This is a genomic window from Mycobacterium colombiense, from assembly GCF_001953985.1.
Classification (GTDB): Bacteria; Actinomycetota; Actinomycetes; order Mycobacteriales; family Mycobacteriaceae; genus Mycobacterium; species Mycobacterium colombiense_B.
In genome coordinates, this window is the sequence record NZ_MBEI01000078.1 from 60,872 (window position 1) to 74,732 (window position 13,861).

Here is a 13,861-nt window from a genome sequence, read left to right on the forward strand (position 1 = left end):
CTATCTTCTTGGTAATTCGACCGAAGGGTTCGCTGTTGCCTGCATCCGATACCGGGCTGCGGCGCGTCACAGTGCATTGGGGCACCGCGGCCGTCGACGTCACCCTGCCCGCGGGAATCCCTGTCGCTGCGCTGATTCCGGCGGTTGTCGACATCCTCGGGGTTGACCACCCTGACCACGAGGCCTTGCGCTACCGCCTATCGGCACCCGGCGCATCCGGGCTGGATCCGTCAATGACGCTGGCGCAGCAGGATATCGGAGATGGCGCCATCCTGGTGCTGAGCCGGCGCAGCGCCCCATTGCCCGCGCCACGCTACTTCGATGTGGCGGAGGCCGTGTCGGCCACCCTCCACACGGCGACTACGCCCGGCAGCGGCGCTTCACGTGCAGGCGCTGCCCGACTCATCGGCGCGGCGGCGGCAATGCTGTTCGCCGCCGTCGGAGGACTGCTGATCGTGCGCAACGCGTTCGGCAGTAACGCTGACCGAGATGTCACCGCGCTGGTGTCGGCGGGCGCCCTGGCCCTCGGGCTGGCGGCCATCGCGCACCGCGGCTATCGAGATTCGACCGCCGGCCTGGCTATGGGCCTGATCGCCACGGCGTTCGCGGCGGTTGCGGGGTTTGTAGCGGTGCCCGGCGCGCCGGGCGCCCCCAATGTGTTGCTCGCCGCAGCGGTGGCCGGCGTCGCCGCGGTTGTCGCAATGCGCGTATCGGGTTGCGGTGTGATCACATTGACCGCGGTGGCGGGCTGCGCCGTGGTCATCGCTCTGGCGGGGCTGGTCGGTGTGGTCACCGCCGCTCCGCTGCGCGTCGTCGCTTCGGCGGCCGCGCTGGTATCCGTTGGCCTGCTTCCCGTGGCGGCCCGCGCATCGATCGCGCTGGGCGGACTGTCGCCCCGGCTGGAGACGTCGGACGCGGCGGAGATCGAACTGCGCGACGCGGGCACACGTTCCCAGGCGGTCCGCGCCGAGCGGTGGCTGACCAGTCTGCTCGCCGGATTGTCGGTGTCGGCCACGGTGGGGGCGATCGTCACCGTGCTTGCCGGCGCACCGCGCCTGTCGTGCACCGCGTTCGGCACGCTCGCCGGCGCGCTTCTGCTGCTGCGTTCGCGGTGCGCCGACGTCAGAAGAATGCTGGTGCTCGCGGTCGGCGGAATCGCGGTCGCCGCAACGACCTTCGGTGTTTTCGCCTCGCGCGAAACGGTGTCTGGACCCTGGATCGCCGCGGTGACGACACTGGCGGTCACCGTGGCGATGTACCTCGGCTTCATCGGCCCCGCGCGACCCGCCTCGACCGTCCTGCGCCGGGGCGCGGGACTGCTGGAGTGGCTGGCGCTGGCCGCCATGGTTCCGTTGACCTGCTGGATATGTGGACTCTATGGTGCGGTCCGGGGGTTGAACCTCGCATGATGAGCGCACGCGCCGGCCGCGTGTTGGCGGTGTCGGTGCTGACGCTGACTTCGGCGTTCGGAGCGCCGACGGCGCAGGCGTTTTCGCCGCCGGACGTCGACGACAAGTGGTTGCCGCAACCCGCCTTGCCGGCGTCCCCGTGGCCAACCGTGCAACGTGAGATCTGCACGCCGATGACGGTCGACGCGGGGCCGGGCCGCAACCAGCGAACGGGCCTGGGCGACCTGTCGGCGGTCTGGCAACTCAGCCGCGGCGCCGGACAACGGGTCGCGGTCGTCGACACCGGGATCTCACGACACCGTCGGCTGCCCGATGTGGTGCCCGGCGGCGACTACGTGTCCACCGGTGACGGGACGCAGGATTGCGACGCGCACGGCACGCTGGTGGCCGGAATCATCGCGGCCACAGTCGATTCCAAGACCGACGGTTTCAGCGGGGTCGCGCCGGAGGCCACGCTGATCAGCATTCGTCAGTCCAGCGCCAAGTTCGCCCCTGCCGGCGACCGGTCCCGCCTCGGCGTCGGTGACGTCGACACGCTGGCGAAGGCCGTTCGGACGGCCGCCGATCTGGGAGCCTCGGTGATCAACATTTCGTCGGTTGCGTGCGCCCCGGTGGCTTCGGCGCTCGACGACCGCGCGCTGGGTGCGGCGCTGGCCTACGCCGTCGACGTCAAAAATGCCGTCATCGTGGCCGCGGCCGGCAATACCGCTGGCACCGGTCAGTGCCCACCGCAGCGGGCCGACGCGACGTGGCAGACCATCACGGTCGCCGTCAGCCCCGCGTGGTACGACGACTATGTCCTGACGGTCGGCTCGGTGAATGCCCATGGCGCGCCATCGCCATTCACCCTTGCCGGCCCCTGGGTGGATGTCGCCGCGCCCGGTGAGGCGGTGTCGTCGCTCGCGACGGAACCGGTATCCGGCACAAGCTATGCCGCCCCGGTGGTCAGCGGACTGGCCGCGCTGATCCGGGCCCGCTTCCCGGCCCTGACCGCCCGACAGGTGATGCAGCGCATCGAGACGACGGCACATCATCCACCCGCCGGATGGGATCCCCTCGTCGGCAACGGCACCATCGACCCGCTCGCCGCGGTCAGCACCGGCACAAGTCCGGCCGCCGACAACCGCGTCCCACCACCGGCACCGGTGCCGATCGCCACGTCGCCGCCGATCCCGCCGCGCGATTCGCGCGCCCGCGACACCGCGCTCCGGGGTGCCGCTATGTGCCTGGCCGCGTTGACCGTCACTCTGGCGACCGCGGCAATAAGATGTCGCTCACGGCGAGCGCGCGACCACATCCCGGGCGATTGAGGCGTTCTGCCGGCTCAACTCCGGCCCGGCCGGCAACAGCGTGAGAAGCGGCCACGGTGCCAGGCCCGCATCGCCAAGGCCGAGATCGCGCGCGGCGTCGTCGTCATGAATGGCGAACCGGACCCCGGTGTCGGCGATCAGGTAGCGGGTGCCGGCCTCGTCGCCCGCCCGCACGTACGCGCTTGCGCCGGGCGGCACGTACACGGCGTCCAACCCGGGACCGTCGCCGTCGGCCTGCGCCAATGCCACCGGTGCCCGACCGGACGGGATGGGGAGCCCGACGTCCAGGAACGCGACGGCGGTTTTCGCCTCCTCCCAGCCGGCGCACAACGTGCCGGCGGACTGGGAGAGCGCTGGCGCCCGGTCGGGAAAGAGGGCAACCGGCAGCTCGGCGACGACGGGAGCGGCCCGGATGGCATCGGCCGCGACGGTGACGGGGTTGGCCGTTCCCTGCGGGTTGCTGAGGCGCAGCAGGTCGGCGGCCACCTGACCGATGCGCTGCACCCCGGCGGCCAAGACCGCGTAGTACTCGTCGCCGTCGGTCCGTGTGATGCGAAGCACACTGCCGACGGCGAATCCGGGCAGTCCCGGCGTCCTGGCGCCCCGACCGCGGATCCGTGGCGGCGCGATCGGCGCCGCTTCCGGCACGGCATTCAGCAATGCCTGCGAGACGAGCAGCGGCGTGCGGCCCTCGATGCGCAGCGCGCGGACCACGGCGGCATCGTCGAGGTCCACGATCGCCCGGTGGCCGTCGTAGAGCAGGTAGGCCGGCGAACGGGAAGCCGTTGCCACCAGGATCGCGTGCCCGGCGGCGAGGCGGTGCACCGCCGGCGCCTCGGAGCGGCGGCCGAGGATGACCGTCGTGATGCTAGCGCCGGTGCTAGCGCATATCGACCAACTCATATCCCCCGGAGACAGCGGCCTGCCGAGAAATTGCGGGGCGCCCGGAATGCCCAGCAGCGGCCCGCGTTTGGTGGTGCCCAGGTCGGCTTCGGTGACCGGCTGCGGGTCGGCGGCCGTCGCCGCAATGAGCCGGGCAGAGGCCAGGTTGAGCACCGGATGCCAGACATCGCCCACTCGAACGAAGAGGGCACCCGATTCCCGGCTCACCACGATCTGCGCACGATCCAGCGGCACATGCGGTCGCAGCAATCCGAGAACCGCGCAGCCCGCCACGACGATGGCCGTGACGACGCACCCGAGCGCCAGCCCGGATCCCCGGATTTCTTCGCCCAGAAGCGCACGTTCGGTCCGCCGCAGCAAATACCGATACGCGCTGAGGGACAGCCAGGTGGCCGGCTGGCGCGGCACTGAATCTCCCCACCCCGTGAATTCGTCAACGCCCACGGTAAGCCGCCATTTCGGGGCGCAAGAGCGGTTATCCACAGGTCGTGGGAGTTTCGGCAGATAACAATTTGGGTAAAATTGCCCGGTGCAAACTCACCGTGTACGTACCCGTCGGGCGGGCACCGCGCGGTCAGCAGGCCGTTTGATTGGTCTGGGTGCTTCTGCCCTGGTTATCGCTGCTGGCCTGTTCGCCACCCCCTCCGCAGCGCCCAAAGCCTCCGCCGATGACTGCCCGGACGTCGAGGTGATCTTCGCCCGCGGCACCAACGAACCGCCCGGCCTGGGCCGGGTCGGCGACGCGCTCGTGGACTCGCTGCGCCAGCAGACCAACGGCCTGAACATCCTGCCCTACGGGGTGAACTACGCCGCCAGCAAGCTGCAGCTGCACGGGGGCGACGGCGCCAACGACACGATCGACCGCGTCAAGAAGAGCGTGGAGAAGTGCCCCAACACCAAGATCGTGCTGGGCGGCTACTCGCAGGGCGCCTCGGTGATGGACATCGTGGCCGGCGTCCCGATCGGCGGCATCAGCTGGGGCAGCGCGCTGCCCGCGCAATACGCCAGCAACATCGTGGCCGTCACCACCTTCGGCGACGTGGCCGACCGCGCCGGCGGCACCCTGCCCAGCCAGAGCGCGCTGCTGGGTTCCAAGGCCGTCGACTATTGCAACCCTAACGACCCGATCTGCCACGCCGGCCCAGGTAACGAGTGGAGCGGGCACACCGAGGGCTACGTTCCCGTCTACACCACCCAGGCCGCGGCGTTCGTCGCGCAAAAACTGGCGGCCGCCGGTGTCGGCCAGCAGTCACCCGCGTTCGGTCCGCCGCTGGGCCCCGGCTACGGCCCGCAGTCGCCGGGTTACGGCCCGCAGTCACCGGGCTACGGCCAGCAGTCGCCGGTCTACGGGCAGAACCCGCCCGGGTCGGGCCCCTCGATCCACGGCGGCACCGGCACCGCTCCGGCGCCCGCGCCGTCGCTGCCGACCCCGACTACCGGCTCACCGCAAGCACCTCTCGTCTAAATCGTTACCGTCGGGTTACCAACGCCCCCTTAACATCTCTGTGTGAGGCTTATCCCGTTAGGGCTGGGCATCGGAATTGGCGCAACGGGCGCGTTATTGGTTGCCCCCCAATTGGTTCCGCATGCGTCGGCGTCGTGCCCCGGCGTTGAAGTGGTCTTCGCCCGGGGCACCGACGAGCCACCCGGTGTCGGCAAGGTGGGCGGTGCGTTCGTCAGCTCGTTGCGCGAGCAGACCCGCAAAAGCGTTGGCGCATACGCGGTGAACTACCCCGCCAGCAAGGACTTCCTGGCTGCCACCAACGGCGCCAACGACGCCAGCACCCACATCCAGCAGATGGCCGCCAACTGCCCCAACACCAAACTGGTGCTGGGCGGATACTCGCAGGGCGCCGCCGTCGTCGACATCGTCACCGCCGCACCGGTGTCCGGCCTCGGCTACCGCCAGCCGTTGCCACCCGCGGCCGCCGATCACGTCGCCGCCGTCGCCCTGTTCGGCAACCCGTCCGGCCGGGCGGGTCAACTGATGAGCGCACTGTCCCCGAATTTCGAGGGCAAGACCATCGACCTGTGCAACCCGGGTGACCCGATCTGCTCGAGCGGCATGCAGTGGAGCTCGCACCTGAGCTACGTCCCCGGATTGACCAACAAGGCAGCGAATTTCGTGGCGGCCAGGGTCTAGCGCGAGCGGATATCCCGGGTGATCAGGTTGCGTGCGGCCAGCTGGTCGTCGGGCGGGTAGTCGACACCGATCAGCGATAACCCGTGGGCCGGCGCGGCGGCGAAGTCACTGGAACGCTCTGTGGCGCTGAGCAATTCGCGGCAATACGAGACGGGGCGGCGGTGTTCGCCGACCGCCAGCAGCGCGCCGACCAGCGAGCGCACCATCGACCAGCAGAACGCGTCCGCGCTGACCTGCGCGGTGATCAGGTCGCCGTCGCGGGTCCACTCCAGCCGCTGCAGGTCGCGAATGGTGGTCGCGTTCTCGCGGTGACGGCAGAACGCGGCAAAGTCGTGCAATCCCAGCAGGTCTCGCGACGCGGCGGCCATCGCCTCGACGTCCAGCGGACGCGGCCAGGCGGTGACGTAGCGGGCCTGCAGCGGCTGCACGCCCCACGGCGCCGTCGAGATCCGGTACAGATAGTGACGCCGCAACGCCGAGAAGCGGGCGTCGAAACCCGCAGGGGCGCGGCTGATGTCGACGACCCGGACATCGGTGGGCAAAAACCGGCCCAGCCGGCGCAGCAGCGGCAGAAACTCGGGTTCACCGACATGCGGCGCACGCGGGTAGGCGTTCGGCAGCGCCTCCAGCGGCACGTCGACGTGTGCCACCTGCCCGGTGGCGTGGACTCCGGCGTCGGTGCGGCCCGCCGCGCGCAGCCGCACCGGCGTGCGAAAGACCGTCGTCAGCGCCTCGTCGAGAATTCCTGCCACGGTCCGCTGGCCGGCCTGAGCGGCCCAGCCCGCGAAACCTGTTCCGTCGTAGGCGATATCAAGCCGCAGACGGACGTCCTCGCTAACTCTCGTCAGCCTCGTCGTTTGCCTCGGCGGCTTCGGCCTCAGCCCGGGCGGCCACGGCCTTGTCGGCCTTGTCCTCGGCTTCGGCCTGCGCCTTGGTCGGCTCGGCCTCGGTCGTGGTCTCCTCACCCTCGGCGGTGGCCTCCTCGGCCGTCGGGCCGACGGCTTCCTCAGGCTCGACTGCCGCCTGAGGTGCCGCCGCTGCCGCGACAGGGGCGTCAGCCTTCTTGGAAGCCTTCACCCGACGAGCCCGATCCGCTTCGGAGGTGACCGTCTTCTCCCGCACCAGCTCGATCACGACCATGGGCGCGTTGTCGCCCTTGCGCGGCTCGACCTTGATGATGCGGGTGTAGCCGCCGTTGCGGTCGGCGTAGAACGGGCCGATCTCCGCGAACAGGGCGTGCACCACGTCCTTGTCGCGGATCTTCTTCAGCACCTCTCGACGGTTGTGCAGCGCACCCTTTTTCGCGTGGGTGATCAGCTTCTCCGCGTAGGGCCGCAGCGCCCGCGCCTTGGGCTCGGTTGTCTTGATCCGGCCGTGCTCGAACAGGGAGGTGGCCAGGTTGGCGAGAAGCGCCTTCTGGTGCGAAGACGACCCGCCGAGGCGAGGTCCCTTGGTGGGCTTGGGCATTGCGACTATCTCCTATTTGGGGCCGGCCCCCGTATCAGGTAGGGCCGGGACGGAATTCTTTTACAGCTGTTCGGTTTCCGCGTAGTCCTGGTCGTCGTAGGACGCCTCGTTGGACCAGGTGCCGGTGGCGACGTCGTAGCCCGCGACCTGCGAGGGGTCGAAGCTCGGCGGGCTGTCCTTGAGCGACAGGCCCAGCTGGTGCAGCTTGACCTTCACCTCGTCGATGGACTTCTGACCGAAGTTGCGGATGTCGAGCAGGTCGGACTCGGTGCGGCTGACCAGCTCGCCGACGGTGTGCACGCCCTCGCGCTTGAGGCAGTTGTAGGACCGCACCGTCAGATCCAGGTCGTCGATCGGCAGCGCGAACGACGCGATGTGGTCGGCCTCGGCCGGCGACGGCCCGATCTCGATGCCCTCGGCCTCGACGTTGAGTTCGCGTGCCAGACCGAACAATTCGACCAGGGTCTTACCCGCCGACGCCAGCGCGTCGCGGGGGTTGATCGAGCTCTTGGTCTCGACGTCCAGGATCAGCTTGTCGAAGTCGGTGCGCTGCTCGACACGGGTGGCGTCCACCTTGTAGGTGACCTTGAGCACCGGCGAGTAGATGGAATCGACTGGGATACGGCCGATTTCGGCACCCGAAGCGCGGTTCTGCACGGCCGGCACGTAGCCACGGCCGCGCTCGACGACCAGCTCGACCTCGAGCTTGCCCTTGTCGTTCAGCGTCGCGATGTGCAGGTCGGGGTTGTGCACGGTGACACCGGCGGGCGGCACGATGTCCCCCGCGGTGACCTCACCCGGGCCCTGCTTGCGCAGGTACATGGTGACCGGCTCGTCCTCCTCGGAGGACACCACCAGGCTCTTGAGGTTCAAGATGATCGCGGTGACGTCTTCCTTGACACCCGGCACGGTGGTGAACTCGTGCAGCACGCCGTCGATGCGGATGCTGGTGACGGCCGCACCCGGAATCGAGGACAGCAGCGTCCGGCGCAACGAATTGCCCAGGGTGTAACCGAATCCCGGCTCCAGCGGTTCGATGACGAACTGGGAGCGGCTGTCGGTAAGGACTTCCTCCGACAATGTGGGTCGCTGAGAGATCAGCATGGTGTTCTTCTTCTCCTTCTCGGCACCCGCTATTTGATGCCGTCAAGACCTGCGCCAGGTTGCGCGCAGGGGTCTTTACTTCGAGTAGAACTCGACGATGAGCTGCTCGGTGAGCGGCACGTCGATCTGCGCCCGCTCGGGCAGCTGGTGCACGAGGATGCGCTGACGCTCCCCCACCACCTGCAGCCAGCTCGGGATCGGGCGGTCGCCCGCCGTCTCCCGCGCGATCTGGAACGGCACGGTGTTCAGCGAGCCGTCCCGCACGTCGATGATGTCGTACTGCGACACCCGGTAGCTGGGCACGTTGACGTGCACGCCGTTGACGCTGAAGTGTCCGTGGCTGACCAGCTGACGCGCCATCCGGCGGGTACGGGCCAGGCCGGCGCGGTACACGACGTTGTCCAGCCGGCTTTCCAGGATGCGCAGCAGCTCTTCACCCGTCTTACCGGGCTGGCGCACGGCCTCTTCGTAGTAGCGACGGAACTGCTTTTCCATCACGCCGTAGGTGAAGCGGGCCTTCTGCTTCTCCTGCAGCTGCAGCAGGTATTCGCTCTCCTTGATCCGCGCGCGGCCGTGCTGGCCGGGCGGGTAGGGGCGCTTCTCGAACGCTTGGTCGCCGCCGACGAGGTCGGTGCGCAGCCGGCGCGACTTGCGGGTAACGGGTCCGGTGTAACGAGCCATTGGGTTCTTTTCCTCCTAGACCCTGCGTCGCTTCGGGGGGCGAACGCCGTTGTGCGGCTGGGGGGTGACGTCGGAGATCGCGCCGACCTCCAGACCGGCGGCCTGCAGCGACCGGATCGCCGTCTCCCGGCCCGAGCCCGGGCCCTTCACGAACACGTCAACCTTCTTCACGCCGTGCTCCTGCGCCTTGCGGGCCGCGTTCTCGGCGGCCAGCTGCGCGGCGAACGGCGTCGACTTCCGCGAGCCCTTGAACCCGACGTGACCCGACGACGCCCAGGCGATGACATTGCCCTGCGGGTCGGTGATGGTCACGATCGTGTTGTTGAACGTGCTCTTGATGTGGGCGGCACCGTGCGGGACGTTCTTCTTTTCCCGGCGACGGGTCTTCTGCCCCTTCTTGGGAGCAGAGGCTGCCTTCTTGGCTGGTGGCATGGGTGATTACCTGGCCTTCTTCTTGCCGGCGATGGTGCGCTTGGGGCCCTTGCGGGTGCGCGCGTTGGTCTTGGTCCGCTGGCCGCGCACCGGCAGGCCGCGGCGGTGCCGCAGGCCCTGGTAGCAGCCGATCTCGATCTTGCGCCGGATGTCGGCCTGAACCTCGCGGCGCAGGTCACCCTCCACCTTCAGGTTCGCTTCGATGTAGTCACGCAAGTGGGTCAGCTGGTCATCGGTCAGGTCCCGGGTGCGCAGGTTCCGATCGATGCCGGTAGCTGCCAGGATCTCGTTCGACCGGGTGCGGCCGACGCCGAAGATGTAGGTCAGCGCGATCTCCATCCGCTTGTCACGCGGAAGATCGACGCCTACTAATCGAGCCATAGGTGGCGTTTCCTCTTTTTTCTAGGCGGAGGTCTGATCCCAGCCCGTTCCCGACTGATCGGGGCCCGGCCTCCGTCCGGGCGTGGATGAGCTGGCCCATCTCTAAAGATGCGAGCCGCTCAGTGGTGCTGGGAGGTCTGCATTCAGTTGTGTCGGGGCTGGGCCTGATTAGCCCTGGCGCTGCTTGTGGCGCGGATCGGAGCAGATCACCATGACCCGCCCATGCCGACGGATCACCCTGCACTTGTCACAGATTGGCTTGACGCTCGGGTTCACCTTCACGGCTGTTCGATCCTGTTCTGTATTCGTTCGTAGGTTGTTGGAGATCAGGCGCTTTACTTGTACCGGTACACGATGCGGCCGCGGGACAGGTCGTAGGGAGACAACTCCACCACCACCCGGTCCTCGGGCAAGATGCGGATGTAGTGCTGCCGCATCTTGCCGCTGATGTGGGCAAGCACCTTGTGACCGTTCTCCAGCTCAATGCGGAACATCGCATTGGGCAAGGGCTCGACCACCCGGCCTTCCACCTCGATGGCGCCGTCCTTCTTGGCCATAACTAGTTAAAAGTCCTCGTCGTATAGTTTCGTTCTCGTCTGCGCCTAGCCGACGCGACATAACACCGACTTGGAACGTGAGCCGGTGACAGGAAATTCCTAGGGACTTGGCACACAAAAAGTCGGCGCGGATGCCGCACCGTTGTTCCACGATACCTGGTTATCGCCCTCCACCAAAATCGCTGTCGGCGGAACGCGGCCCGCTTGCTCGACCTCCCACACGGCCGCTGACGAGCGCATACTTAACGCCGATGACCAACCCCTCAAGCCCGCGCAAGCCCGTCATGTTGACCGTCGACGACGATCCCTCGGTGTCGCGGGCGGTCGCCCGGTGCCTGCGCCGCCACTACGGCGAGGAGCACCGGATCGTGCGCGCGGAGTCCGGGCCCGACGCCCTCGGCACGCTCAAGGAGCTCAAGCTGCGCGGCGAGACCGTCGCGCTGCTGATCGCCGACTACCGGATGCCGCAGATGAGCGGCATCGAGTTCCTCGAACAGGCGATGGACCTGTATCCGGCGGCCCGCCGCGTGCTGTTGACCGCCTACGCCGACACCCACGCCGCCATCGACGCGATCAACGTCGTCGACCTGGACCACTACCTGCTCAAGCCGTGGGATCCCCCGGAGGAGAAGTTCTACCCCGTCATCGACGGGCTGCTGGATGCCTGGCGTGCCGCACCCGAGCACCCCATCCCGCACACCAAGGTGATCGGGCACCGCTGGTCGGCGCGGTCCTGGCAGGTCCGCGACTTCCTGGCCCGCAACGGCCTCTACTACACCTGGTTCATGGCCGACGAGCCCGCCGGCGAGCGGCTGCTCACCGCGGCCGGCGAGGACGGCAGGCGGCTGCCGGTGGTGGTCACCCAGCGCGGCGACACCCTGGTCGAGCCCACCGACGCCCAGCTGGCCGAGACCCTGGGCCTGACCACCACGCCGTCGCAGGAGTTCTACGACCTGATCGTGGTCGGCGGCGGCCCCGCCGGTCTGGCTGCGGCGGTATACGGCGCCTCCGAGGGGCTGCGCACGGTGCTCATCGAGCACACCGCCACCGGCGGCCAGGCCGGGCAGAGCTCGCGGATCGAGAACTACCTGGGCTTTCCCGACGGCGTCTCGGGCGGGCAGCTGGCCGACCGCGCCCGCCGGCAGGCGGAGAAGTTCGGCGCCGAGCTGATCACCGCCCGCAAGGCCACCGCCCTCGAGGTGAACGGATCCAAGCGCACCGTGCGGTTCGCCGACGGCGGCTCAATCGACGCGCACGCCGTCATCCTGGCCACCGGGGTCTCCTACCGACAGCTGCAGGCCGAGGGTTGCACCGAGCTGACCGGCTGCGGCGTCTACTACGGCGCGGCCATCTCGGTCGCCCCGGACTGCGAAGACGAAGAGGTCTACGTGATCGGCGGGGCCAACTCGGCCGGCCAGGCCGCCATGTACCTGTCGCGGACGGCCAAGTCGGTCAACATCGTGGTGCGCGCCCCGTCACTGGAGGCGTCGATGTCCTACTACCTCATCCAGCAGATCGAGGCGAACCCCAAGATCAACGTGCTGACCTGCACCGAGGTGCAGCGCGCCACCGGCGACGGCCATCTCGAACAGCTGAGGCTGGTCAACAACCGCACCGGCGAAACCGAGGACGTCACCTGCGGGCGGATGTTCATCTTCATCGGCGCCGCCCCGCGCACCGACTGGCTGGACGGGGTGCTGGCCCGCGACGACCATGGCTTCATCCTGACCGGCCCGGACCTGCGCAACGTGTGCGGTTGGACGCTGGACCGCCCGCCGCATCACCTCGAGACCAGCGTGCCGGGAGTGTTCGCCACCGGCGACGTCCGCTCGGCGTCGGCCAAACGGGTCGCCGCCGCGGTCGGTGAGGGTTCGATGGCGGTCATGCTGGTGCACCGATACCTGGCCGAAGCATGAGCGCCGAATCAGTGGCCGCCAAGATGCCCTGCGAGCCCGATGAGCTGCGCAGCCTGTTCCTGTTCGAGGCGCTCTCCGACGAGCAGCTCGCGGTGCTGTGCAGCAACGGGCACATCCAGCACTACGAACCGGGTCCGATCTGCGTCGAGGGCGAACCGGCGACCTGCTTCTACGTCCTGATCGACGGCGAGCTGACCATGACCAAGCTCTCCGGCGGCCAGGACATCGAGACCAACCGCACCTCGCAGCGCGGCGTGTACTGCGGGGCCTGGCGGGCGTTCACCGGCGGCAAGCAGAAGAGCTACGACGCCTCGGTGCACGTGACGAAGCCGTCTCGCTTCTTCGTGATGGACGCGCCGGTGTTCGCGCAGTTCATGAGGGACCAGTTCCCCATGGCGGTGCACCTGCTCGACGGCATCGCCGTTGGCACCGACCGCACCCGTCGGATCATCGACAACCGGGAGAAGCTGCTTGCGCTGGGCCGGCTCTCGGCCGGGCTGACGCACCAGCTGAACAATCCCGCCGCGGCGATCTCGCGGTCCGCGGCGGATCTGCGCGAACGCGTGGCCAACATGCGCCACAAGCTGGCGATGCTCGCCGACGGCACCATCACCCCCGAGGCGTTGAGCGCGTTGGTGCAGCTGCAGGAGCGGGTCGCCGAACAGGTCGCCAAGTCGGCCTCGCAGCATTTGAGCGCGCTGGAGACCTCCGACCGCGAGGACGCCGTCGGCGACTGGCTGGAAGACCACGGCATCGACGGCGGGTGGGACATCGCGCCGACGTTCGTCGAGGGCGGCATCGATACCGATTGGCTGGAGCGGATTTCCGCGGTCAGCGACGAGCTCGCGTCGACATCGCTGGAGCAGGCGATCCGATGGATCAACTACACCATCGAGAGCGAGCTGCTGATGAACCAGATTCTCGAAGCGAGCAAACGGATTTCGGCGCTGGTCGCCGATGCCAAGCAGTATTCGCAGCTGGATCGGGCCCCGTTCCAGGTGACGAACGTGCACGATCTGCTGCGCAGCACGCTGGTGATGTTCGCCGATCGATTGACCAAGGACGCGGGCAGGGACGCCGGCCCGCACCCCGCCGTCACGGTGGTCAAGGAGTTCGACCAAACGTTGCCCGAAATCCCGTGCTATCCAGGCGATCTCAACCAGGTGTGGACCAACATCATCGACAACGCGCTCGCCGCGATGCGCGACACCGGTGGCACGCTGACCATCCGCACCTGCCGGGAAGGCGAGAACCTGGCCCGCATCGAAATCTGCGACACCGGGCCGGGGATACCCGAGGACGTGCGCGAGCACATCTTCGAGCCGTTCTTCACCACCAAGCCCTTCGGTGAGGGCACCGGGCTGGGCCTGGACCTGGCGTTCAACATCGTGGTGAAGAAGCACCGCGGTGACCTGCGGGTGGAATCGAGGCCCGGGGACACCCGGTTCATCGTGCTGCTGCCGCTGGAGCCGCCCGCCGCCGGCGTCGCCGGTGCCGTTCTCGACGATGCCGATGAGGAAGTAGCCGACGCGGAATAGCTTCCACCGGGCACAGGTTG

General features: G+C 68.4%; 15 protein-coding genes. 6 read left to right on the plus strand and 9 right to left on the minus strand.

Annotated elements, in window-relative coordinates:
* The first annotated feature begins 2 nt into the window (after positions 1 to 2).
* Positions 3 to 1,409 carry a type VII secretion integral membrane protein EccD gene (gene eccD / locus A5732_RS23735; RefSeq protein ID WP_076103497.1) on the plus strand — a complete coding sequence of 469 codons (1,407 nt, stop codon included), beginning with the start codon at positions 3 to 5 and terminating at the stop codon, positions 1,407 to 1,409.
* Positions 1,406 to 2,719, plus strand: coding sequence for a type VII secretion-associated serine protease mycosin (gene mycP, locus A5732_RS23740; RefSeq protein ID WP_076103459.1), 1,314 nt, complete (start codon positions 1,406 to 1,408; stop codon positions 2,717 to 2,719). The genes eccD and mycP overlap by 4 nt, the downstream gene beginning before the upstream one ends.
* Here mycP and eccB read toward each other — a convergent pair.
* Positions 2,684 to 4,030 (minus strand): type VII secretion protein EccB, encoded by a 1,347-nt coding sequence (gene eccB / locus A5732_RS23745; protein ID WP_076103460.1) that lies wholly within the window; start codon positions 4,028 to 4,030, stop codon positions 2,684 to 2,686. The genes mycP and eccB overlap by 36 nt on opposite strands.
* A 121-nt stretch (positions 4,031 to 4,151) precedes the next feature.
* Between eccB and A5732_RS23750 the strand changes: the two genes are divergently transcribed.
* Positions 4,152 to 5,087 carry a cutinase family protein gene (locus tag A5732_RS23750; RefSeq protein ID WP_436971838.1) on the plus strand — a complete coding sequence of 312 codons (936 nt, stop codon included), beginning with the start codon at positions 4,152 to 4,154 and terminating at the stop codon, positions 5,085 to 5,087.
* A 42-nt stretch (positions 5,088 to 5,129) separates the two neighbouring features.
* Positions 5,130 to 5,765, plus strand: coding sequence for a cutinase family protein (locus A5732_RS23755; protein ID WP_065075396.1), 636 nt, complete (start codon positions 5,130 to 5,132; stop codon positions 5,763 to 5,765).
* Here the strand turns inward: A5732_RS23755 and truA are convergent.
* The 8 genes from truA to infA form a co-directional block, all read right to left on the minus strand.
* A complete protein-coding gene (gene truA / locus A5732_RS23760) occupies positions 5,762 to 6,646 on the minus strand; it encodes a tRNA pseudouridine(38-40) synthase TruA (protein ID WP_076052088.1) in 885 nt (294 codons plus the stop codon). The two genes, A5732_RS23755 and truA, sit on opposite strands and share 4 nt — an antisense overlap.
* Positions 6,600 to 7,232 (minus strand): 50S ribosomal protein L17, encoded by a 633-nt coding sequence (gene rplQ, locus A5732_RS23765; protein WP_076103462.1) that lies wholly within the window; start codon positions 7,230 to 7,232, stop codon positions 6,600 to 6,602. Before rplQ ends, truA begins: the two co-directional genes overlap by 47 nt.
* 60 nt (positions 7,233 to 7,292) lie before the next feature.
* Positions 7,293 to 8,336 (minus strand): DNA-directed RNA polymerase subunit alpha, encoded by a 1,044-nt coding sequence (locus A5732_RS23770; RefSeq protein WP_064883660.1) that lies wholly within the window; start codon positions 8,334 to 8,336, stop codon positions 7,293 to 7,295.
* 75 nt (positions 8,337 to 8,411) lie between these two features.
* Positions 8,412 to 9,017, minus strand: coding sequence for a 30S ribosomal protein S4 (gene rpsD / locus A5732_RS23775; protein WP_008260255.1), 606 nt, complete (start codon positions 9,015 to 9,017; stop codon positions 8,412 to 8,414).
* A gap of 15 nt (positions 9,018 to 9,032) precedes the next feature.
* Positions 9,033 to 9,449, minus strand: a complete 417-nt coding sequence (rpsK, locus tag A5732_RS23780) for a 30S ribosomal protein S11 (protein ID WP_008260256.1) — start codon at positions 9,447 to 9,449, stop codon at positions 9,033 to 9,035.
* A 6-nt stretch (positions 9,450 to 9,455) separates the two neighbouring features.
* Positions 9,456 to 9,830 carry a 30S ribosomal protein S13 gene (gene rpsM / locus A5732_RS23785; protein ID WP_007773477.1) on the minus strand — a complete coding sequence of 125 codons (375 nt, stop codon included), beginning with the start codon at positions 9,828 to 9,830 and terminating at the stop codon, positions 9,456 to 9,458.
* 168 nt (positions 9,831 to 9,998) lie between these two features.
* Positions 9,999 to 10,112, minus strand: a complete 114-nt coding sequence (gene rpmJ / locus A5732_RS23790) for a 50S ribosomal protein L36 (protein ID WP_003879483.1) — start codon at positions 10,110 to 10,112, stop codon at positions 9,999 to 10,001.
* Between the two features lie 53 nt (positions 10,113 to 10,165).
* A complete protein-coding gene (infA, locus tag A5732_RS23795; RefSeq protein WP_003418601.1) occupies positions 10,166 to 10,387 on the minus strand; it encodes a translation initiation factor IF-1 in 222 nt (73 codons plus the stop codon).
* Positions 10,388 to 10,638: 251 nt separating this feature from the next.
* Between infA and A5732_RS23800 the strand changes: the two genes are divergently transcribed.
* Complete coding sequence (locus A5732_RS23800) at positions 10,639 to 12,303, plus strand: FAD-dependent oxidoreductase (protein WP_076103463.1); 1,665 nt, start codon at positions 10,639 to 10,641, stop codon at positions 12,301 to 12,303.
* Positions 12,300 to 13,841, plus strand: a complete 1,542-nt coding sequence (locus tag A5732_RS23805; RefSeq protein WP_076103464.1) for an ATP-binding protein — start codon at positions 12,300 to 12,302, stop codon at positions 13,839 to 13,841. Before A5732_RS23800 ends, A5732_RS23805 begins: the two co-directional genes overlap by 4 nt.
* Positions 13,842 to 13,861: the final 20 nt, after the last annotated feature.